This window comes from Enterobacter sp. DC4, from assembly GCF_000568095.1.
Classification (GTDB): domain Bacteria; phylum Pseudomonadota; class Gammaproteobacteria; order Enterobacterales; family Enterobacteriaceae; genus Enterobacter; species Enterobacter pseudoroggenkampii.
This window is the reverse complement of record NZ_AZUB01000002.1, coordinates 39,300-59,994: the sequence shown is the minus strand read 5'-3', so window position 1 is coordinate 59,994 and position 20,695 is coordinate 39,300. Positions and strand designations below refer to the sequence as shown.

Genomic DNA, 20,695 nt, shown 5'->3' with positions numbered 1-20,695 from the left:
AATCAGGGTCAATATAACAATGAAACGTTCTCATCTTTGGGTTTTAAATCCTTGTTTGCTTGCAATGCTTTCTACCTCTGCGTGGGCGGAAGAACAAAAGGAAGAAAATATCGTTGTCTCCGCCAGCCGCGCGCACCGCAGCGTGGCGGAGATGGCGCAGACCACCTGGGTCATTGAGCGGGCTGAAATTGAGCAGCAGGTTCAGGGCGGGAAAGAGATTAAAGAAGTGCTGGCGCAGCTGATCCCGGGCATGGACGTCAGCAGCCAGGGACGTACCAATTACGGCATGAATCTGCGCGGCCGCTCCATGATGGTGATGGTGGACGGCGTGCGCCTGAACTCGTCCCGCAGCGACAGCCGCCAGCTCGACTCTATCGATCCGTTCAACATTGACCGTATCGAAGTCATCTCCGGTGCCACCTCACTCTACGGCGGCGGCAGCACCGGCGGCCTGGTGAACATCGTAACCAAAAAAGGCCAGCCGGAAACCGAAGTTGAGTTCCAGACCGGGACAAAGAGCGGGTTTAACAGCCACAACGACCACGATGAGAACGTGTCGGCAGCGGTCAGCGGCGGCAACGACAACGCTTCCGGTCGTCTGTCGGTGTCGTATCAGCGCTACGGCGGCTGGTATGACGGCAACGGCGACGAGGTGATCATTGATAACACCCAGACCGGCCTCCAGTATTCCGACCGTATCGATGTGATGGGCACAGGCACCATCAACATTGACGATCATCAGCAGCTGCAGCTGACGACGCAGTACTACAAGAGCGAGTCCGACGGCAAGCATGGGCTGTATCTCGGGAAGAACTTCTCGGCGGTAACGGGGGATGCGACCGCCTACAACAAAGGTAACCTCGATTCTGACCGCGTGCCGGGTACCGAGCGCCATCTGATTAACCTGCAGTACTCCAACACCGACTTCTGGGGCCAGGATCTGGTCGCGCAGATTTACTATCGTGACGAGAGCCTGACCTACTATCCGTTCCCGACCCTGACCAAAGGCGTGGTGAGCAGCATCGGCGCGTCACAGCAGAAAACCGATTTCTACGGCGGCAAGCTGACGCTGAACAGCAAGCCGGTGGACGATTTAACGCTGACCTGGGGTATGGATGCCGACCACGAAACCTTCGACGCCAACCAGCAGTTCTTTAACCTGAGCAAAGCTGCAGCGAGCGGCGGCATGGAGCTGGATAACGCCTACAACGTGGGCCGCTACCCGGGCTACAGCATCACCAACCTCGCCCCGTTCCTGCAGGCCAGCTACGATATTGACGCCATCACCCTGAGCGGCGGCGTGCGCTACCAGTACACCGAGAACAAGGTAGACGATTTTGTCGGTTACACCCAGCAGCAGGCCATCGCTACCGGGAAAGCCACCTCCGCCGACGCGGTGCCGGGTGGGAAAACCGATTACAACAACTTCCTGTTTAACGCCGGGATCCTCGGTCGCCTGACCGAACAGCAGCAGGTGTGGTTTAACTTCTCCCAGGGCTTCGAAATTCCGGACCTGGCGAAGTACTACGGCTCGGGCACCTATCAGCTCAGCAACGGTCACTATCGCCTGCTGAACAGCGTCAACGTGAACGACTCGAAGCTGGACGGTATCAAGGTCAACGCTTATGAGCTGGGCTGGCGCTACACCGGCGACAACCTGCGCACGCAGGTCGCGGCGTATTACTCGCTCTCGGATAAAACCATCACCATCAACAAGACGGATATGACCATCAACCTGGAAGACGACAAGCGTCGTATTTACGGGGTGGAAGGTCAGGTGGACTATTTCTTCACCGACAGCGACTGGAGCACCGGGGCGAACTTTAACGCCATTAAGTCGGAAACCCGCGAAAACGGGAAATGGGAGAAGCTGACGGTCGACAGCGCCAGCCCGTCGAAAGCCAGCGCGTGGGTCAACTGGGCGCCGGGCGACTGGACCCTGCGCGTGCAGAGCACGCAGACCTTTGACGTGTCAGACTCCGACGGCAAGAAGATCGATGGCTATAACACGGTCGACTTCCTGGGCAGCTACGCCCTGCCGGTGGGTAAAGTCAGCTTCAGCGTGGAAAACCTGCTGGACAAAGACTACACCACCGCCTGGGGCCAGCGCGCGCCGGGGCTGTATAGCCCAACCTACGGTGCACCGGGTCTGTATACCTACAAAGGCCGCGGACGTACCTTTGGCCTGAACTACTCCGTACTGTTCTGATCCTGCGCGCCGCCTGCGGGCGGCGCATTTTGTTGTGTAATTTCAACGCGAATTTGCCATAAAATCAGCGATTTGCTGAAATTGTCGGCAAACGAACGAAAAGTGCGTTTTCACCCTTTGACAAGGCGTACCGAGGTCGCTACTATGCGCCTCGTTCACACGATTCCTCTGTAGTTCAGTCGGTAGAACGGCGGACTGTTAATCCGTATGTCACTGGTTCGAGTCCAGTCAGAGGAGCCAAATTTGAAAAGCCTGCTTTTGAAGCAGGCTTTTTGCTTTTCTGCGTCTCTGATGTTAACTCAGAATCGCATCCAGCCTGGCAAGCACCTCATTTACAATGGCGTCAGGTATGCGTTCCAGCCGCATGCCGTTCCGGGCAGCCATATCAATAGTTCTGGGCTGGTCGCAGCGAATAACGCCGATTGTTTTTGTCCCCGCCCCTTCCAGTGAGACGGTGAAACCTGCTGTACGTGCAAAGTTACCGCCGCTGGTGACGGGAACCACTACCGGTAGCCGGGTCAGCTTGTTAAACGATGCCTTCGATACGATGAGTACCGGACGTTTTCCACTTTGCTCGTGGCCAGCAATCGGATCCAGTGAAACAAGCCAGATTTCCCCTCTCTCCATTTACAGGATCTCCTTGCCCACCGCAGGCGAATCAATCCATTCCCGATCCTCTTCGCTCATTTCAGCATGCGGATCGCACTGCGCCAGCAGTTCCTCAAGCGAATAATGGGGCCGTTTCTGGGGTTCGATAATCAGGCAGCCATTATTGATGGTCATGCCGACTTCGCTGTCCGTCGAGAGTTCCAGCGTTTTCAGCACGGCGGGAGGAACCGCCAGCATGATGGATCCGCCGACCTTTTTCAGGCGAGTTTTATACATAGCGCACCTCCGAATATTATATTTTAATATAACATCCATAGAGGGGGGTGTACAATTAGTCATCAGATTCATGGTGATTTCCTTTTCGTAATTAAGTGTCCATAAAGCCGTAATCCATCGCAGTGCAGGTGGGAACAAAGTGCGTCACTAACAAGGCTGATAATAGAAAACTGTTTTTGCGGTTCAAAGGATTATGGCGGATCGGATAAACGAAATGCGAGGCGGCTTCCGGATCGGAGCTGTATCGGGGCCAGATTGAGCCCTCCCTTCTCATGGCTTCATAACAATGCGGCCAAGCGGTTTCGCTGCCTCAGCGTATTGATGGGCCGCGGCGGCGTTAGCCAGGGGGAAGATGCGGTCAATGACAATCCTGATGCGCCCTTCTGCCACAGCCTGCAACAGGTCGTCCACGCTTGTCCGAACGCCAGGCCTTTCAAAAAGAGGCCCCATGAATACCCCCATGAGCGTCTGGTTAGACTGCATTGGCGACCACAGGTCGACGGTCAGGCTACCACCGCCGCCCGCATTACCGACGAAGACGAGACGCCCTTCCGGAGCGAGTGCAGCAAGCGAGTCAGGCAACGTCGTCCCTACCGGATCGATGACGAGGTCAACTCCGGCGCCATGGGTGTACTCTCGGACACTGTCCTCGACGTTATTCTTTGCACGATCCACGACGTGATCGGCGCCAAGTTCCAGCAGCCGGTTTATTCGCTGCGTTCCGCTTGCCACGGCGATGACCGTCGCGCCTGCCTGTGAGGCAAGCTGAACGGCCGCGAGCCCCACGCCCCCCGCTGCAGCCTGAATCAGGACGGTTTCTCCGTGCCGGAGCATGCCTCGTGTGAAAAGGCAATGATGCGCGGTTCCAAAAGAGATCGGTACCACCGCCGCTTCTGCTGCATCCACCCCGTCCGGTATAAGCCATGTGCGTTGCGCGAGCACGGCCCAACGTTCCGCATGCGATCCCTGCATGTTAAAAGCAGCCACTCTGTCTCCAACCTTACGGCTACGGACTTTCGATCCGACGGCAACCACTGTGCCCGCGGCCGCGTAGCCGACGATCCATGAAGGGCCAGGCGGCGGAGTTGAGCGGCGGTTGATCAAATCTCCCCCTTCAATTGAGATAGCCTCGACAGAAATCAGGACGTCGTCAGGCCCTGCGACCGGATCCGGGACATCGACATACTGCAGGACGCCGGGAGCACCTTCCACGTCATAAACCGCTGCTTTCATCAATTTACCTCTGTCTTATCATGACTCGTGGGCAGCCGGGCAATCACCTTAATCTCAAACTGGAATCCGTACAGCCACGTCACGCCGATCCCCGTCAACGTAGGGTAAGGCGCTTCCCCCCAATATTCTGGCAGGATACTCCAGATAGCGTCGAGGTTTGACTCGGGATCGACGACAAAGAGGGTCACATCAACCACGTCACTGAACGTGCAGCCCGCAGCCGTCAGAACAGCATTAAGGTTATCGAATGCCAGCCGGATCTGCGCGTTGAGATCCTCTTCAGGCGAACCATCCTCCCGGCTACCCACCTGCCCCGAAACAAACAGGAAGCCGTTAGATTTGATGGCGGGTGAATACCGATTGCGCTCATAGAGCGCCTGGCGTCCGAAGGGAAAAACGGCTTCGCGTGTTGTCATGTCTGTACCTTTGCAATGGGGCGAAATCTGCCCGGTAAATATAAAGCCACTTTACAGGTGCTGGATCGGGCAGATAAACAAGCGACTTTGTCCATCATTGTTTGTAATATCCAAACAATCGGTGAAAAGAGAGGACAAGGGATGGATCGTTTCGATGCGATGCGCGCCTTTGCTCGCGTGGTGGAAGCAGGCAGTTTCACAAAGGCTGCCCAAACGCTTCATATGAGCAAAACCACGGTGACGCAGCTTATTCAGCAACTGGAAGCGCGCCTGCGCGTCAGGCTGCTCCATCGCACCACCCGCAGGCTCGGCGTGACTCCTGATGGCGCGGTCTACTATGAGCGCGTCATCCGTCTGCTGGCGGACATGGAAGATGCTGAAAACAGCCTCTCCAGTGCGACGATGACCCCCAGGGGACGCCTGCGGATAGATGTGCCCACTCCTCTCGCCCGCTTTGTTCTGTTGCCCGCGCTACCGGCTTTTCATGCACGCTACCCTGATATCCAGTTCGACATGGGCGTGAGCGACCGGGTGGTGGATCTGATCGGCGACAATGTGGATTGCGTCCTGCGGGGCGGCGAAATCAACGACCAGTCCCTGATCGCACGCCATGTTGGCGATTTGCAAATCGGTGTTTACGTCGCACCGAGTTATGTGGAACGCCTCGGCGCCCCTGCGCACCCGCGAGAGCTGGAAAACACCGACCATCGCATTGTGGGATTCTTATCTTCACGCACCGGTAAGGTTGATCCTCTGGTACTGCACGGTGCGAGTGAACATATTGAAATCACGGGCAACTATGTACTTGCCGTGGATGATGGCAATGCTTACCTCGAAGCTGGGTTAGCCGGGTTAGGCGTGATTGCGCTACCCGTCTATATGGCGGCAGCACATCAGGCTTGTGGCGCCTTGATTCCGCTATTCGAACAATGGCGGATTAACCCAATGCCCCTTTACCTGGCGTTTCCGCCGAACCGCCATGTCAACGCCAGACTGCGCGTTTTTATTGATTGGATCGTTGAATTGATGCAGCAGCATGTCCCCACTACCATCAATAAGTAACGACATCAATTCGCTCATCACCGCCGATTGATGGTTATTTTTGCGGTTTTGAAGCTGCTTTTCGCTTTTCTGCCCTACAGCATAAACTCATAGTGCGAGCCATCTGGCAGCTCAACATCAAGCCGCAGCTTTCCGCCCGCAGCCTCAACGTAACGCTTGAGAGAAGAGAGTTTCAAATCGCGCCCGGGCTTTTCCATTACCGCAACGGTAGGCTGCCTGATACCCAGAGCCTGTGCCATCTCTACTTGCGTTTTTTGTACTTTCTCACGTAACTCAGCCAGATGAATATTGAGCAAAATATCCGTTGCTATCGCCTGAGCGCTGGCGACAACTTCAGGCTTTTCATCCGCTATAAGCTGCTCAAGGGTTCTTCCCATCGCGCTATTCCCTCTCTTTTAATGTATTCAGCCAGTGAGTGAATTCCCGATCAGCAACGAGAAGCATCTCATCGTAGAATCGCCTTTCATTACCGACCTTATTGCCAGCACAAAGCATGATGCCAGTACGGTTTGGGTCGAAGGCGAAAAACGCCCGCAATGGATCACCCTTACTTTGAATACGTAACTCTTTCATGTTGCTATGACGAGAGCCTTTAAGCGTATCAGCGTAGGGTCTCGATAAACCCGGCCCCTTCTCTCGCAAAACAAGCAGCGCTGCAAGTACGCTGGCGCGATCCGTATCGTCAAGCGAAGTGAACCAGCGATCAAACCTGTCCGTCGTGTTAATTGCCCACACAAGGCCTCCCATCCAATATAGATCAAAAACTATATACATGCAAAGCTATAGCAATGATTATGCAGAGATGGAAAGAAGATTCTTGTGGGGTCACGGGAATACTGAATGCGTGTAGGAGTAATTCTGTGTATCTCTTATCTGAATTCATTTTGTTACGAGCAGCATCGAAAAAAACTCAGGATCCGGTCAACTGCCGCCAGGCCGCCACTTCCTCCTCCAGCCATGCCTTAAAGAGTGTCACCTCCGGCTTCGCCTCCGTTGGCTGCGCCGTTACCAACCAGTAAGGCCAGGGATATGGTGCGGTGATGGAGGTTAGCTGGACCAGTTCACCTCGGGTGATGGCATCCTGAACCAGAGAGCGACGCTCCAGCGCGATACCTTTCCCGAGCCGAACGGCTTCGATAATGATATTGGAGTCGTTAATGCATAAACCGTCAGGCACGATCTCTTTCTCAAGACCCGCATTCATGCACCACGTTTTCCACGACTCCATAGAGAAAATAATATGACTCTTTGCAATCTCCTCTGGCGTAGCGGGCAGCACACCGTCGTTATAGCCCGGTGCGGCCACCACAATGAGTTCGTCGGAAAAAAGGTAATGGCTTTCACTCCCTTCCCAGTTCCCCTGCCCCATCCGTATCGCGATATCTATCCCTTCCTGCTGCAGGCTGGTGACCGTCAGGCTGGCCTGGATCCGCAGGGTGATAAGCGGATATTTCGCCCGAAAAGGAGTCAGACGCGGTAATAACCAGTGGCATCCAAATGACGGCACCATCGCCAGCGTCAGCTCCTGCTTTCTCGGCTTCACCTGTACGAGTCGGGTAGCATCCGCGATGTGGTTCAACGCCTCGCGTACCTGTAAGGCATCGAGCCGCCCTTCTTCGTTGATCTGCACTCCTCGCCCCTGACGGATAAACAGCTTTACGCCCACCATCTCCTCCAGCACTTTGATCTGCTGACTGATAGCGGAATGGGTAACGTGGAGTTCTTTCGCCGCCAGCGTCACGCTGCCAAGACGGGCGACGGCTTCAAAGCTTCGCAAACTGGCAATGGGTGGAAAATCCGACATGAAAGCACTTCCTTATCTGCGCTGGATATACAGCGGCAACCTGACCATATGTCAGTAATACTAACCCTTACGGTAAGATACTGAAGATATTCGCTATGCAAATTGTATTGTAATGTCTGGTCATCCTCTTCAATGACGCCTTATTTCACAGAGACAGGAAAACGGGAACGATGATTAAGCTTGTTGGCATGATGGATTCACCTTATGTACGGCGCGTGGCGATTTCCCTTGAGCTTTATGGCGTTGAGTTTGAAAGCCAGCCGCTGTCAGTCTTTAGCACCTTCGACGCGTTCTCCCGGATCAACCCCGCGGTAAAAGCCCCGACGCTGGTTCTGGATAACGGAATACGGCTGATGGACTCCTCGCTGATACTGAACTATTTTGAGGCTCAGGCCGCCCCCGAGCGGAAACTCCTGCCCGTCGCGCCGGATGCGCTGGCAAAGGATCTTCAGGCGCTGGGCTTTATCCTCGCCGCCGCTGAAAAAGCGGTGCAAAATGTGTATGAACACAACCAGCGTCCGGCGGAAAAGCAGCACGCTTTATGGATCGAACGCATTACAGTCCAGCTGCTGGCGGCCTGCAGGGAATGGAATGCCTTACTGGAGACGCGTCCGGCGACCGCAACTCCCGATCAGGTTGCCGTCACGAGCACGGTTGTCTGGACGTTTATTCAGTCGATGATCCCGCACGTCGTTAACGCAGCGGATTTTAGAGAGATTCAGGCGTTTGCCGAATCATTCGAATCACAGGCAGTTTTTAAAAAATATCCGTTCAACTAAATGACGAGCCCGGTCAGCGCAGCGCTACCGGGCAAGCCAGCAGCTATATCTGATAATCAATCGCCACTTCTTCCGGCTCCATCACCTGGCGTTTAATCTCATCCACCGACAGCCCGGCATTGCACAGCTCGATAAAGCGCCACACATAGTTGCGCTGCAGCTGCCCGCGCTTCAGGCCAAGCCATACGGTATTGGCGTCAAACAGATGACGCGTATCAAGGCGCACCAGGTTCCCGTCCTCGCGTTCTCCGCTGGACTGTTCCGCCACCAGGCCAATGCCCAGACCCAGCTCGACGTAGGTTTTAATCACATCAGAATCCTGCGCGCTCAGCACCACGTCCGGCGTTAGCCCTTTGCGGTTGAAGGCCTCGTCTATGCGCGAACGTCCCGTAATCCCCTGCCGGTATGTGATCAACGGCCATTTGGCAACGTCTTCCAGCGTCAGGGGAGAGACCTGATTCAGCGGATGATCGACCGGAAGTAATAAGCTGTGGTACCAGCGGAACCAGGGGAAAGCCACCAGCAGCGGGTCGTTGCTCAGGCGTTCGCTGGCGATGCCAATATCCGCCCCACCGTTTTGCAGCAGCACTTCGATTTCCTGCGGTGTGCCCTGGATGAGCTCCAGACGGACGTCAGGGAAAAGTTCGCGGAACGCTTTGATCACCGGCGGCAGGCTGTAGCGCGCCTGGGTGTGGGTGGTGGCGATGGTGAGTACGCCTGAGGCGTCATTGGTGAAGAGATCCGCCAGACGACGCACGTTGCTGGCCTCGTTGAGGATCCGCTCTGCAATGGTGAGCAAAGCCTTACCCGGCTCCGTCATGCCGAGCAGCCGCTTGCCGCGACGGATAAAGATCTCTATACCCAGTTCCTCTTCCAGCTCGCGGATATGGCGGCTGACGCCGGACTGAGAGGTATAAAGCATATTGGCGACCTCGGTCAGGTTGTAGTCCCGCCTGGCCGCCTCACGGATAATTTTAAGTTGCTGGAAATTCACGATTCACTCCGGCGCATCTGACATAGCTCTATTGTTAGAGTCAGCCGAGCTGCAGAACAAATAATAAAAACCAGCATCTTATGCTTTTATGGAATATCAGCTCACGAGCTGGAGTTCACGGTTCTCAAGCGATGGCTTGCTGACCAGCGACATCAAAATCTCTTTTACCGCCTGCGCCTGTGGCGACAGCGAACCGCGTGCGGACATGTTCAGCGATAGCGGCAGGCTCATCGAAGGCGTGGTGATCCGCGCCATCCAGCCGTTTGCCGCACTGCACAGCGAGCGGGCTGCGGATTCCGGCAGAACGGTCACCCCCATGCCGCTAGCAATGGCTGCGGTCAGCGTGGAGATCGAGTCGATTTCGCCGATGATTTTGGCCGTCAGGCGGCGCAGGGAGAACGCTTCATCCACGCGTACGCGCACGGCGCTGTAGTCGCGCGGCAGATAGAGGTTCATCTCTGCCACGGCGGCAAGGTCGACGCTCTGGCCCGGGCAGTCGCGGGTGCCCACGAGGTAGAGATCTTCTTTCAGCAGCGGCTGGCTGGTGATGCCGGCGACCGGGGAGCGATCGTAAAGGACCGCCATATCCAGCTGGCCGCTGAGCAGTTTGTCATTCAGTACGGAACCGCTGTTTTCATGCAGGTATACCAGCACTTCAGGCAGCTCAGCGCGAACGGCCTGCAGCAACGGCATGGTAATTGAGGACGCGGCCGTTCCCGGCGCCAGGCCGATAGAAACGTGTCCGCTCAGGGTCTGACCCACGTTATTCACCGCCAGCTGCGCCTGTTCACACTGGCGAAGAATGGTGCGCGCATGGGTATACAGGATCTTACCGGCTTCCGTTGGCGTGACGCCGCGTTTGGTGCGGATCAACAATTGCTGATCCATCTCGCCTTCCAGAGTAGCCACCTGCTGGCTCAGCGCAGGCTGCGCGATATGCAGCACTTCTGCCGCTTGAGTCAGGCTGCCGATATCGACGATTTTTACGAAGTATTTCAGTCGTCTTAAGTTCATTTTGCCCCCTGTTCGAAATGCTGTGCCGGAACCGGCTGTCGTTGTTGAACAGGTTTTGCAATATGAATGCCACTTTTAACAGGCGGTCTGAATTGTTCGCTAAGCGTCTGAAAATAAGGAATCCTAATTACAGAGGGGGATTTAATTACCGAAACAGCAGTTTATGATCTGCCCCATTAGGGGTATACCCGCACCATGACGGTGCATTCCGCTGCCAAAAACATCACTTTGCCGATTTTGTCAGCAAACGATCGAAAGGCGGCGATCCACCCTTTGACAAGGTGAACGCAGGTCGATAATATGCGCCCCGTTCACACGATTCCTCTGTAGTTCAGTCGGTAGAACGGCGGACTGTTAATCCGTATGTCACTGGTTCGAGTCCAGTCAGAGGAGCCAAATTTGAAAAGCCTGCTTTTAAAGCAGGCTTTTTGCTTTTCTGCGCCGGGTAAAATTGTCGGGTGGCGGCTGCGCCTTACCCGACCTACGGGGCAGTAGGCCCGGTAAGCGCAGCGCCACCGGGTAACACAGTCTCAATAAGCAAGTTTCACCGGCATCCCTGACCGCCGTTCCAGTTCGGCTCCCGCCCCCTCGTTTATCAACTGCGTCCGCTGCGCAGCTGACATTGGCAGAGGCACTTTCCGGGTCGATTCAAACTCCGCGCGGTTACGTGATAATGGCTCGTGAACCTCCACCCAGCGGCTGCCGTCCGGCTCCGTGGTCATTTTTACGGGCCGATCGATAAGCTGCACGCGGGTTCCTACGGGAACGTTATCGAAAAGGTATTTGATGTCGTTATTACGCAGACGAATACAGCCCTGGCTCACCCGCAGCCCGATGCCAAAATTCGAGTTTGTGCCGTGAATGGCATAGAGCCTGCCGATATAGATGGCATACAGCCCCATCGGGTTATCCGGCCCGGCGGGCACGAATGCCGGAAGCGTTTTCCCTTCTGCCGCATAGGCACGGCGCGTATTCGGCGTCGGAGACCAGGTTGGCCCCACCTGCTTACGCTCAACGGCCGTCACCCAGTTACGCGGGGTTTCACGCCCGGCCTGACCGATGCCGATGGGCAGCACTTCAACGGTATTGCTGCCGGGTGGATAATAGTAGAGGCGCATTTCCGCCACGTTAACGACAATCCCCTCGCGAACGGTGTCGGGCAAAATCAGCTGCTGAGGGATCACCAGCCGGGTGCCGGATTTGGGTAAAAAAGGATCCACCCCCGGGTTCGCTTCCAGCATATTGCTTAGCCCCTGCCCGTGCTGTGCGGCAAAGGCCTCAAGCGGTAATGTATTGTGCTCGGGAACGGTGATGATAATCGGGGTTCCCACCAGCCGACTGCCTTCCGGCGGTAGGGTATAGGTTACGGCAAACGCGCCGGGAACAGCGGCACACAGCGTAAGGACGAACCAGGTCAGTCGAATCATAGTTTCCTGTGCTCAAAAAAGAGAAAGCCTGGACTCAGGCAGGCTTTCTCAGTTTACGCTATCACGCCTCGGTTTTGCGCCATCTGCGCGTCAGCACTTTTTCCGCCTCGACAATCAGGAACATCACAAAACCAATCAGGAAGGTGATGACCCAGTAGCGGAACGGCAGCGCTTCGGTGCCGAACAGCATCTGCATGAAGGGGGCGTAAATGATAAGAAGCTGTAGCGCCAGCAGTACGCCGCTCACGATCCAAATCCCTTTGTTCGCCAGCAGGCCTTTGCTCAGCGAGAAGCCGTCATTCACGCGGCAGTTGAGCATGTAGAACCACTGCGCGGTCACCAGGGTTTGCAGCAGCACGGTGCGGATAAATTCCGCCGAATAACCGCGCGGCTGGAGCCAGGCTTCCAGCACGAAGGCGCTGATGGCAATCATCAGACCGACAAACACCACGCGCCAGATGGCATAGCCGTCCATCACATGGAGATTCGCCTTGCGCGGTGGCCGGTTCATGATGTCCTTCTCACCCGCTTCAAACGCCAGGCCAAACGACAGCGTTGCTGACGTCGCCATGTTCATCCACAGGATCAGGACCGGCGTCAGCGGGATCAGGTTCCCCGCCAGCAGCGCGATGATGATCAGCAGGGCCTGCGCGATGTTGCTGGGGATAACGAACAGAATGGTCTTTTTCAGGTTATCGTAAACCCGACGTCCCTCGTGTACCGCACTGGCAATGGTGGCAAAGTTATCATCCGTTAACACCATATCGGCGGCTTCCTTGGTGACTTCCGTCCCCTTAATCCCCATGGCGATACCCACATCCGCCCGCTTGAGCGCCGGGGCATCATTTACGCCATCCCCGGTCATGCCCACCACTTCCTGTTTACTTTGCAGGGCCTGCACAAGGCGGAATTTATCCTCCGGGCTGGTACGGGCGAAAATATCGTACTGCTGCGCGGCGTCGCTCAGCTGACGATCGTCCATCGCCTCCAGCTCACGTCCGGTGATAGCGCTTGCGGCGTTACCAATCCCCAACATTTGCCCAATGCTCATGGCCGTTTGCGGATGGTCGCCGGTGATCATTTTCACGCGGATCCCGGCCTGCAGACAGTCGGCAATGGCGGTAATGGCCTCCGGACGCGGCGGATCCATCATTCCGGCAATACCCAGCAGGATCACGCCATCATGGAGGTCCGGGTGGTCCAGCTCGCGTTGTCCCTCGCGGGCAGGTTTCCAGGCCGCAGCCACCATACGTAGCCCTTCCCGGGCATATTCTTCAATTTTACCTTCCCAGTATGGCTGATCGAATGGCTGCAGTCCGTCATTCGTCTGCTGGTACTGGCACAGGCGGAACAGGACGTCCGGCGCGCCGGTGATTAAAATCACCTCTTCATCGCCCAGCCGGTACAGCGTGGACATGTATTTATACTGCGAATCAAACGGGATTTTACTGCGCATCTCGGTATCGAGCGGTGGGAGCGGAATTTTCGCCGCCAGCACCTTCAGCGCGCCCTCGGTTGGACCGCCGGTGATTTTCCACAGCCCCTGCTCGTCTTTGATCAGCTGGCTGTCATTACAGAGGTCAATGGTGCGCAGGTAGCGTTCCAGCAGGGAGCCCTGCGTCACGCTGACGGGCGTCGGGTCATCTATGGGGTGAATATTCCCCACCGGTTCGTAGCTGTCGCCCTCCACGCGATAGGTCGTGTCAGCGGTAATCACCGCTTTGACCGTCATTTCATTCATCGTCAGGGTGCCGGTTTTATCCGAGCAGATGACCGTCATTGCGCCCAGGGTTTCCACCGTAGGCAGCTTACGAATGATGGCCTTGCGACGCGCCATGGCCTGTACGCCAAGCGAAAGGATGATGGAAATGATGGCCGGCAGGCCTTCCGGCACGGCGGCAACGGCGAGGCTGATAAGCGACAGCACCAGCTCAGAAACCGGCATATCACGGAACAGAAGACTGAAGACAAACAGCGCCACCATCATTACCAGGATAGTGATGAAGATGGTCTTACCGAGCTTATCCATCTGCACCATCAGCGGCGTGCGGTGCTTTTCAATGTCGGACATCATCTGGTTGATGTGACCCAGCTCGGTCTCGCCCCCGGTAGCCACCACCACGCCTTTACCGCCGCCGGAGCTGACGGTGGTGCCTGAGTAGAGCAGATTATACCGGTCACCTAAAGGCAGTTCCCCGCTTAACGCATCGCTGTTTTTCTCAACAACGGTGGATTCGCCGGTCAGGATGGCCTCCTCCACGCGAAGATTATGCGCTTCAATCACGCGCAGGTCCGCAGGGATACGGTCCCCGGCACGGATCACCACGATATCGCCCGGGACCAGCGCCGTGGTGGGGATCGTTTCATGATTTCCCTGTCGTACCACCACGGCCTCGCTGGAGAGCATATTGCGAATACTCTGCAACGATTTTTCAGCATTGCTCTCCTGAACATGGCCAATCAGCGCGTTTATGATGGCAACGCCGAGGATCACAAACATGTCTACCCAGTGGCCCATAAAGAGCTTAAGCAACGCGGCCACCAGCAGAACGTAAATCAACACATCGTTAAAATGCGCCAGGAAGCGCAGCCAGGCGGGTTTACCCTTTTTTTGCGGTAACGCATTCTCACCATGCTGCTGAAGTCGGGCTGATGCCTCAGTGCCGCTAAGGCCTTCCAGGGTAGAGTGGATATTCGACAGGGTTTCGTCAACGGTTTGTTGATAATATGGACGTTCAGGTTTTCCTGTTTTCATCGTTCCTTCCTCAGGTTCTGTTCAGAAACCACCTTGCTTTTATGTCATTAACGAATAACGAAAACAGGAACATGGGCGTAACGAACAATACTTGCCGCCTCCGATCCTAACAAATGGGTTTGAATATTTGGATTCCGGGAGCCGACAATAATCGCGCCAGCGGCAAGTTCATCCGCCAGCTTAATAACCTCATCACGAACATTTCCGCTACGAACATGGAGATGAACACGCTCTTCTGGCAGATTCAATTTTTTGACCAGGTCAGACAGTTTTTCTTTAGAATTATTAATCATATATTCATCCATCTTGCGCGCATCTGAAATAAAACCACGCGTCAGTTCGGCTGAAAATTTGGGCATGACGTGCAGCAAATGAATGTCACCCGATGCGCTTTGCGCCAGAAACCGTGCATGCTGCAACGCTTTATCCGCCAGGCTTGTCTCGTAGACATCCACCGGAACGAGAATGTTTTTATACATATCGAGCATCCTTTTTATAACCAACACGAGAGTGAGTGGAGCCAAAAAACGCATTAAATGCAGGGGTTGCCCTTAATGCCAGTTACGGTAAAAAAAGATGGATAACATTAAACGTAGCACAGGAATATCAGGTTTCGCGCTTCCCCACTGATAATGGTTATTTAACATTTATCTTTTCGCCGACTATGCTCATAGTCAGCCCCCGCTTTCGGCTCATGGAGGAATGTATGTACGGTTTAAGCCTGCTCCGCCTGGGTATGTTTATTGCACTTGCCATTATCGCCAGCACGGCGATTGGTTTATTTACCTATATGGTCGTCACTGTTCTGGCCGAATAGTGTCACCCCTGCCCTTGCTACGGAATAAATAAAGCAGTTATTTATTAGGGGAATACAGTGAACCGCTACCTCTCTCTTTTACCGTTCGTTTTGTTAACGCTCACAGCGTGCGACCCGAAACCCAAGCAAGCCTCTCCCCTGCCCAGAATGGTAAAAGTGGCGGAGGTGACGGTTCCCGGCCATGCCCAGCAGCGCGTTTTTCCCGCCCGCATTGAATCGGGCGATGCCACAGACCTTTCCTTCAAGCGCGCAGGCCAAATCGAAGCGCTCGATGTCCGTCAGGGCGCCGTCATCAAACAGGGGCAACAGCTTGCCAGACTGAACGCCCGAGAAGCCCAGCAGCGGGTTAACGACAGACAAACGGCGGCGACGCTGGCCCAGAGGCAGTTTGACCGCTTCCAGACGCTGGCGGGCCGCCAGGCGATATCGAAAGCCGAAATGGACGTGCAGCGCGCGAACCGCGATTCGGCGAATGCGGCGCTACAGATTGCCCGAGAAGAGCTAAATCAGATGACGCTCGTTGCGCCCTTTAGCGGGACGGCGGCCAGCGTGCACGTGCGAAACCATCAGGTGGTGTCTGCCGGTCAGCCCATTACAACGTTAACCCGTACCGATCTGCTGGACGTGGTGTTTAGTATTCCTGAGAGCCTGTTCAAAACTTTTGACATTCGTAACGCGCAGTATCGCCCCGTGGTGAGAATTAACGCCATGCCGGATCGGGAATTTACCGCTGTCTACAAAGAGCATTCGGGCAGCAGCGACAGTAATACCCTGACCTGGCAGGTGATACTGACCATGCCGCGGCCAGATGATTTCCCCGCCGTCGGTGGCGTAAGCGGTACGGTGACCATCAATTTAACCAACCTCCCGGCTGGCGCGGGCGCTCAGGCGCTGGTCGTACCGGTTGAGGCGGTCTTTAATCCGGACAACAGCCCGCGCAATGAGCCACACGTCTGGGTCGTGACGGGGGAAGGCGACGCGCTCCACCTTGAAGACCGCAAGGTCAGCGTGGGGCAAGTGAGTACCGAAGGCGTGGTAATCACCAGCGGGCTTAAGGCGGGCGAGCGCGTGGTGGCCGCAGGCGTTGGGGAACTCCATGCTAACCAGCCGGTACGTATCTGGACGCGTGAACGGGGACTGTAATGGATATCTCTCGTCAATTTATTAATAACCCTGTTCGCGTCTGGCTAACGATCCTGCTGCTGGGCATAGGGGGTATTTTCGCCCTGTTGAATATCGGCAGGCTGGAAGATCCCGCTTTTACCATCAAAACCGCAGTGGTGGTCACCCACTACCCCGGCGCATCCGCTCAGCAGGTTGAAGAAGAGGTGACGCTGCCGCTGGAGAATGCCCTTCAGCAACTGCCTTATCTGGACAACGTGAGCTCCATCTCTTCAAACGGTCTGTCACAAATCACCGTTAACATCGCTTCACGCTATCACTCGAACGAGCTGCCGCAGATTTGGGATGAACTGCGCCGCCGCGTGGGCGATGCCTCGCGTCAGTTCCCGCCCGGCGTCGTCACGCCCTTTGTGAATGACGATTTCGGCGATGTGTTCGGCTTCTTCTTCGCCATTTCCGGAGATGAATTCAGTAATCCTGAACTGGTGAGATACGCGGAGCAGCTGCGCCGCGCGTTGATTCTGGTCCCCGGCGTCGCGAAGGTCGCCATCGGCGGAGCGATTAGCCAGCAGGTCAACATTGATATCTCCCTGACCAAAATGGCCGCGCGCGGCATCACGCTAAACCAGCTTTCCGCCCTGCTCAGCAGGCTCAACGTCGTTTCCAGCGCAGGAGAAATCACCTCCGGCACCGAATCCATTCGCCTGCACCCGACCGGTGAGTTCGAGGATCTTGATGAACTGGCGGATCTCATCATCACGCCTTCCGGCACCGGGGCGGCGACGCGTCTGCGGGATATCGCCACGCTGTCGCGCGGGCTGAACGAATCGCCAGCCAGTATCTACCATGCCAACGGCAAAAAAGCCGTCACCATGGGCGTCTCGTTTATTCCCGGCGTGAACGTGATCGACGTGGGCCACGCGCTGGAGGCGAAGCTAACCCAGATGTCGGCGGAAAAACCGGCGGGTATACAGATAGACCTGTTTTACGATCAGGCTGCCGAAGTGGGCCACTCTGTTAACGGTTTTATTATTAACTTCCTGATGGCGCTGGCAATTGTCATCGGCGTGCTGCTGATCTTTATGGGGGTACGCAGCGGGATCATCATCGCGGTTTCTCTCGCGCTTAACGTGCTGGGCACGCTGCTGATCATGTATCTTTGTGGCATCGAGCTGCAGCGCATCTCGCTCGGGGCGCTGATTATCGCCCTCAGCATGCTGGTGGATAACGCCATCGTGATTGTCGAAGGGGTGTTGATTGCCCGACAGCAGGGCTCCCCGCTGTTAACCGCTGTTAACAATATCATCCGCCGCTCCGCCCTGCCGCTGCTGGGGGCGACGGTGATCGCCATCCTGGCGTTTGCGCCTATCGGGCTGTCGCAGGATTCCACCGGGGAATACTGTAAATCCTTGTTCCAGGTGCTGCTGATTTCCCTGATGCTGAGCTGGTTCTCGGCGCTCACCCTCACCCCGGTGCTGATCAAGTGGTGGTTGTTTAAAAACGACAGCGCGCCGGACAACGCTGACGAGTCCGATCCTTACGACAAGCGTCTCTACCGCCTCTACCAGCGACTGCTTAACACGCTGCTGCACCATAAGGCACCGACGCTCATTGTGATGGCTGCGCTGCTGGCAGCATCTGTCTGGGGTTTTGGTGCCGTACGGCAAAACTTTTTCCCGTCGTCTAATACGCCGATTTTCTTTGTCGACCTCTGGTTACCCTACGGGACCGATATCAAATGGACCGAGAAAATGACCGGCGATATTGAAAAGACGATCAATGGCCAGCCAGGCGTGGAGACCACCGTCTCAACCATTGGGCAGGGAAGTATGCGGTTTATTCTGACCTACAGCGGACAGCGGCAGTACAGCAACTATGCGCAGATCATGGTGCGCATGGACGACCAGCGCAACATCTCTGCCCTGACGCGCCACGTGGACGAGTACATCGCGCGAAACTATCCGCAGGTCAACGCCAGCACCAAACGCGTGATGTTTGGCCCCTCCGGCGACAGCGCCATTGAGGTGCGCATTAAAGGCCCCGACCCTGACAGGCTGCGTCTGATTGCCAGCCAGGTGGACGACATCCTCACGCGAGATCCGGCCACGGACAGCGTCAGGAACGACTGGCAAAACCGCAGCAAGGTGATCCGCCCGCAGTACGTTGCCGCCCTGGGGCGCGAGCTTGGCGTGGATAAGCAGGACGTTGATAACGCGCTGGAGATGAACTTTTCCGGCAGCCGCGCGGGGCTGTATCGGGAAGGCAGTGATCTGCTGCCCGTCGTGGTGAGGCCTCCGGAAAGCGAAAGGCTGGACGCCAATCACCTGAACAACGTGCTGGTGTGGAGCCAGACGCGGCAGCAGTATATCCCGCTGAGTAACGTCGTCAGCAGCTTCTCGCTGGAATGGGAAGATCCGCTCATCCTTCGACGCGACCGCTCGCGGGTACTGACGGTTCAGACGGACCCGGACCCGCTGAGCCAGCAAACCTCCGGCGATATTCTCGCCCGCGTGAAGCCGCAGGTGGATGCCCTTCCCCTGCCACACGGCTACAGCATCGAGTGGGGGGGCGATGCGGAAAACTCCAGTGAAGCGCAGCAAGGGTTGTTCACTACGCTGCCTCTCGGGTATCTGGTGATGTTCGTGATTACGGTTCTGATGTTCAGTTCGGTAAAAAATGCCGTCGCCATCTGGCTGACCGTACCGCTGGCGCTGATTGGCGTCACGCCGGGGTTTTTGATCACCGGTATCCCGTTCGGCTTTATGGCGCTGATTGGCCTGCTGAGCCTGAGCGGAATGCTCATCCGCAACGGCATCGTGCTGGTGGAAGAGATCGAACAGCAGAAAGCGCAAAAGGATCAGCACAGCGCGATCGTTTATGCCGCCACCTCGCGCCTGCGCCCTATCCTGCTCACCGCGTTTACGACCGTACTTGGCCTGGCGCCGCTGCTGCTGGACGTTTTCTTCCAGAGCATGGCCGTTGTGATTATGTTTGGACTGGGGTTTGCTACAATCCTGACGCTGCTGGTACTTCCCGTGATCTATGCGTGTTTCCACCGTAAGGACGAAGCCAAACAACAATGAATGCGACAGGGCTGAACATTATCAAGACGCTGGGCTGTATGACGGCGGTCACCTTCTTTACCATCTACAACACCTGGGATCATTATGATTACGACTATCACTGGATCCTGGGGTTTTTAACCTTTATTTCGACCATCGCCACGCCGCTTTTTTTTGTGGTTGCGGGCTATCTCGACGGACAATCCCGACACGGCACCCGCTGGCAGCTGGGTAAAATTAAAAGCCTGGTGATTGTTTTTCTGTTCTGGATAACGATCTACTACCTGTGGGAGCCCTATCAGCGCGGGTATTTAATCCAGCCCTGGTTTGTGTTCGCCTTTGTGGTGATTTACACCTTCCACCCGGCGGTGGAGTGGCTTAGCCAGCGGCGAGGGCTGTTCTGGGGCGCGATTGCCGCCCTGCTGTTCTTTTCCTACGGATACGATCTGCTATCGGCGCTTTATCCTGACACGCACGTCCTTTCTCTTTCACCGCAGTATCGGCTTTGGACATGGCTGCTGTTTTATCTGACGGGGCAACTCTTCTGCGACCCAAAAGTCGCCGAGTGGATAAGCCGCAAAAAGGTGGTCCGGGCAGCGGTTATCGCCATCCCGTTTATCTACCTCTTCACCTGGTTTTACGAGCGCCACTTCTTTTTTGCCCTGTTTAAGGCCGACAGAAACGCCTTTATCCTCACCGGCTCTCAAATTTACATCCTGATCATCGCGCTGGTGATCGCGGCGAACGGCGTGCGCTTTCGCCGCAATGCTGAATTAAAGGAGTCCATTCTGGCCGCCATCAGCAAAACGATGACGGGCGTGTACATTGTGCACTACTCGGTGTTTCATCTGCTGACGGCGCTGATACCGGTGACCTCTCTCGGTATGAAGCTGGCGCTGATTGTGCTCACGTTCGTCACCTCTGTTCTCTTCTCCATGCTGGTGTTGTCTAACGCCGTGGCAAAAAAAGTGATCACCCTTTAAAAGCCTGAGCGCAGCCAGAAGACACCATTATCTCGCCGCAGGTGGAGATGAAATTTATTTATTCAGCACCTTCCGGAAAGATAAAAACGTTTTCTCAGGCGTTTTGTCGCGGTAGTCTCATAGGTTCCGTTTA

The 20,695-nt window shown here is 55.8% G+C and carries 18 protein-coding genes and 2 tRNA genes; 8 read left to right on the top strand and 12 right to left on the bottom strand.

Features of this window, described 5'->3' with window-relative positions; all coding sequences use genetic code 11:
- Positions 1 to 19: 19 nt before the first annotated feature.
- A complete protein-coding gene (locus P349_RS18080; protein ID WP_032646415.1) occupies positions 20 to 2,209 on the top strand; it encodes a TonB-dependent siderophore receptor in 2,190 nt (729 codons plus the stop codon).
- A gap of 164 nt (positions 2,210 to 2,373) precedes the next feature.
- Positions 2,374 to 2,449 (top strand) — tRNA-Asn (locus P349_RS18085).
- Positions 2,450 to 2,503: 54 nt separating this feature from the next.
- Here P349_RS18085 and P349_RS18090 read toward each other — a convergent pair.
- From P349_RS18090 to P349_RS18105, 4 genes are all read right to left on the bottom strand, one after another.
- Positions 2,504 to 2,836, bottom strand: a complete 333-nt coding sequence (locus P349_RS18090; RefSeq protein WP_032646416.1) for a type II toxin-antitoxin system PemK/MazF family toxin — start codon at positions 2,834 to 2,836, stop codon at positions 2,504 to 2,506.
- Entirely contained in the window at positions 2,837 to 3,094 is a 258-nt protein-coding gene (locus tag P349_RS18095; protein ID WP_032646417.1) for an AbrB/MazE/SpoVT family DNA-binding domain-containing protein, read from the bottom strand.
- A gap of 270 nt (positions 3,095 to 3,364) precedes the next feature.
- Positions 3,365 to 4,327, bottom strand: coding sequence for a quinone oxidoreductase family protein (locus tag P349_RS18100; RefSeq protein ID WP_032646418.1), 963 nt, complete (start codon positions 4,325 to 4,327; stop codon positions 3,365 to 3,367).
- Positions 4,327 to 4,743, bottom strand: a complete 417-nt coding sequence (locus tag P349_RS18105; protein ID WP_032646419.1) for a RidA family protein — start codon at positions 4,741 to 4,743, stop codon at positions 4,327 to 4,329. Before P349_RS18105 ends, P349_RS18100 begins: the two co-directional genes overlap by 1 nt.
- Before the next feature lie 141 nt (positions 4,744 to 4,884).
- On the opposite strand from P349_RS18105, the gene P349_RS18110 reads away from it, so the two are divergent.
- Positions 4,885 to 5,805, top strand: coding sequence for a LysR family transcriptional regulator (locus P349_RS18110; RefSeq protein ID WP_032646421.1), 921 nt, complete (start codon positions 4,885 to 4,887; stop codon positions 5,803 to 5,805).
- Positions 5,806 to 5,879: 74 nt separating this feature from the next.
- Here P349_RS18110 and P349_RS18115 read toward each other — a convergent pair whose 3' ends face one another.
- From P349_RS18115 to P349_RS18125, 3 genes are all read right to left on the bottom strand, one after another.
- Positions 5,880 to 6,182, bottom strand: coding sequence for an XRE family transcriptional regulator (locus P349_RS18115; RefSeq protein WP_032646423.1), 303 nt, complete (start codon positions 6,180 to 6,182; stop codon positions 5,880 to 5,882).
- 4 nt (positions 6,183 to 6,186) lie between these two features.
- Complete coding sequence (locus P349_RS18120) at positions 6,187 to 6,540, bottom strand: type II toxin-antitoxin system RelE/ParE family toxin (RefSeq protein WP_032646424.1); 354 nt, start codon at positions 6,538 to 6,540, stop codon at positions 6,187 to 6,189.
- 175 nt (positions 6,541 to 6,715) lie between these two features.
- A complete protein-coding gene (locus tag P349_RS18125; protein ID WP_032646425.1) occupies positions 6,716 to 7,609 on the bottom strand; it encodes a LysR substrate-binding domain-containing protein in 894 nt (297 codons plus the stop codon).
- 170 nt (positions 7,610 to 7,779) lie between these two features.
- Between P349_RS18125 and P349_RS18130 the strand changes: the two genes are divergently transcribed.
- A complete protein-coding gene (locus P349_RS18130) occupies positions 7,780 to 8,388 on the top strand; it encodes a glutathione S-transferase family protein (RefSeq protein WP_081758189.1) in 609 nt (202 codons plus the stop codon).
- Positions 8,389 to 8,431: 43 nt separating this feature from the next.
- On the opposite strand, the gene cbl is transcribed toward P349_RS18130, so the two are convergent.
- Positions 8,432 to 9,382, bottom strand: coding sequence for an HTH-type transcriptional regulator Cbl (gene cbl, locus P349_RS18135; protein ID WP_023336219.1), 951 nt, complete (start codon positions 9,380 to 9,382; stop codon positions 8,432 to 8,434).
- A 96-nt stretch (positions 9,383 to 9,478) separates the two neighbouring features.
- Positions 9,479 to 10,396 (bottom strand): nitrogen assimilation transcriptional regulator NAC, encoded by a 918-nt coding sequence (gene nac / locus P349_RS18140; protein WP_024908060.1) that lies wholly within the window; start codon positions 10,394 to 10,396, stop codon positions 9,479 to 9,481.
- 320 nt (positions 10,397 to 10,716) lie between these two features.
- On the opposite strand from nac, the gene P349_RS18145 reads away from it, so the two are divergent.
- Positions 10,717 to 10,792, top strand: a tRNA-Asn gene (locus tag P349_RS18145).
- A gap of 134 nt (positions 10,793 to 10,926) precedes the next feature.
- Here P349_RS18145 and ldtA read toward each other — a convergent pair.
- The 3 genes from ldtA to P349_RS18160 form a co-directional block, all read right to left on the bottom strand.
- Positions 10,927 to 11,823 (bottom strand): L,D-transpeptidase, encoded by an 897-nt coding sequence (gene ldtA, locus P349_RS18150; protein WP_032646426.1) that lies wholly within the window; start codon positions 11,821 to 11,823, stop codon positions 10,927 to 10,929.
- A 61-nt stretch (positions 11,824 to 11,884) separates the two neighbouring features.
- On the bottom strand, positions 11,885 to 14,578 hold the full coding sequence (locus P349_RS18155; protein ID WP_032646427.1) for a cation-transporting P-type ATPase: 2,694 nt from the start codon (positions 14,576 to 14,578) through the stop codon (positions 11,885 to 11,887).
- Positions 14,579 to 14,625: 47 nt separating this feature from the next.
- Positions 14,626 to 15,057, bottom strand: coding sequence for a universal stress protein (locus P349_RS18160; protein ID WP_032646428.1), 432 nt, complete (start codon positions 15,055 to 15,057; stop codon positions 14,626 to 14,628).
- A 395-nt stretch (positions 15,058 to 15,452) separates the two neighbouring features.
- On the opposite strand from P349_RS18160, the gene P349_RS18165 reads away from it, so the two are divergent.
- From P349_RS18165 to P349_RS18175, 3 genes are read left to right on the top strand one after another with little or no spacing between them, the layout of a single operon-like run.
- Positions 15,453 to 16,538 (top strand): efflux RND transporter periplasmic adaptor subunit, encoded by a 1,086-nt coding sequence (locus tag P349_RS18165; RefSeq protein ID WP_050597473.1) that lies wholly within the window; start codon positions 15,453 to 15,455, stop codon positions 16,536 to 16,538.
- Entirely contained in the window at positions 16,538 to 19,600 is a 3,063-nt protein-coding gene (locus tag P349_RS18170; protein WP_032646431.1) for an efflux RND transporter permease subunit, read from the top strand. Before P349_RS18165 ends, P349_RS18170 begins: the two co-directional genes overlap by 1 nt.
- A complete protein-coding gene (locus P349_RS18175) occupies positions 19,597 to 20,562 on the top strand; it encodes an acyltransferase (protein WP_032646432.1) in 966 nt (321 codons plus the stop codon). The genes P349_RS18170 and P349_RS18175 overlap by 4 nt, the downstream gene beginning before the upstream one ends.
- Positions 20,563 to 20,695: the final 133 nt, after the last annotated feature.

What these genes read in the sequence shown, in the direction of transcription:
- P349_RS18080 (WP_032646415.1), top strand. Translation starts at nt 20, where the DNA reads ATGAAACGTTCTCATCTTTGGGTTTTAAATCCTTGTTTGCTTGCAATG.
- P349_RS18090 (WP_032646416.1), bottom strand. Translation starts at nt 2,836, where the DNA reads ATGGAGAGAGGGGAAATCTGGCTTGTTTCACTGGATCCGATTGCTGGC.
- P349_RS18095 (WP_032646417.1), bottom strand. Translation starts at nt 3,094, where the DNA reads ATGTATAAAACTCGCCTGAAAAAGGTCGGCGGATCCATCATGCTGGCG.
- P349_RS18100 (WP_032646418.1), bottom strand. Translation starts at nt 4,327, where the DNA reads ATGAAAGCAGCGGTTTATGACGTGGAAGGTGCTCCCGGCGTCCTGCAG.
- P349_RS18105 (WP_032646419.1), bottom strand. Translation starts at nt 4,743, where the DNA reads ATGACAACACGCGAAGCCGTTTTTCCCTTCGGACGCCAGGCGCTCTAT.
- P349_RS18110 (WP_032646421.1), top strand. Translation starts at nt 4,885, where the DNA reads ATGGATCGTTTCGATGCGATGCGCGCCTTTGCTCGCGTGGTGGAAGCA.
- P349_RS18115 (WP_032646423.1), bottom strand. Translation starts at nt 6,182, where the DNA reads ATGGGAAGAACCCTTGAGCAGCTTATAGCGGATGAAAAGCCTGAAGTT.
- P349_RS18125 (WP_032646425.1), bottom strand. Translation starts at nt 7,609, where the DNA reads ATGTCGGATTTTCCACCCATTGCCAGTTTGCGAAGCTTTGAAGCCGTC.
- P349_RS18130 (WP_081758189.1), top strand. Translation starts at nt 7,780, where the DNA reads ATGATTAAGCTTGTTGGCATGATGGATTCACCTTATGTACGGCGCGTG.
- nac (WP_024908060.1), bottom strand. Translation starts at nt 10,396, where the DNA reads ATGAACTTAAGACGACTGAAATACTTCGTAAAAATCGTCGATATCGGC.
- ldtA (WP_032646426.1), bottom strand. Translation starts at nt 11,823, where the DNA reads ATGATTCGACTGACCTGGTTCGTCCTTACGCTGTGTGCCGCTGTTCCC.
- P349_RS18155 (WP_032646427.1), bottom strand. Translation starts at nt 14,578, where the DNA reads ATGAAAACAGGAAAACCTGAACGTCCATATTATCAACAAACCGTTGAC.
- P349_RS18160 (WP_032646428.1), bottom strand. Translation starts at nt 15,057, where the DNA reads ATGTATAAAAACATTCTCGTTCCGGTGGATGTCTACGAGACAAGCCTG.
- P349_RS18170 (WP_032646431.1), top strand. Translation starts at nt 16,538, where the DNA reads ATGGATATCTCTCGTCAATTTATTAATAACCCTGTTCGCGTCTGGCTA.
- P349_RS18175 (WP_032646432.1), top strand. Translation starts at nt 19,597, where the DNA reads ATGAATGCGACAGGGCTGAACATTATCAAGACGCTGGGCTGTATGACG.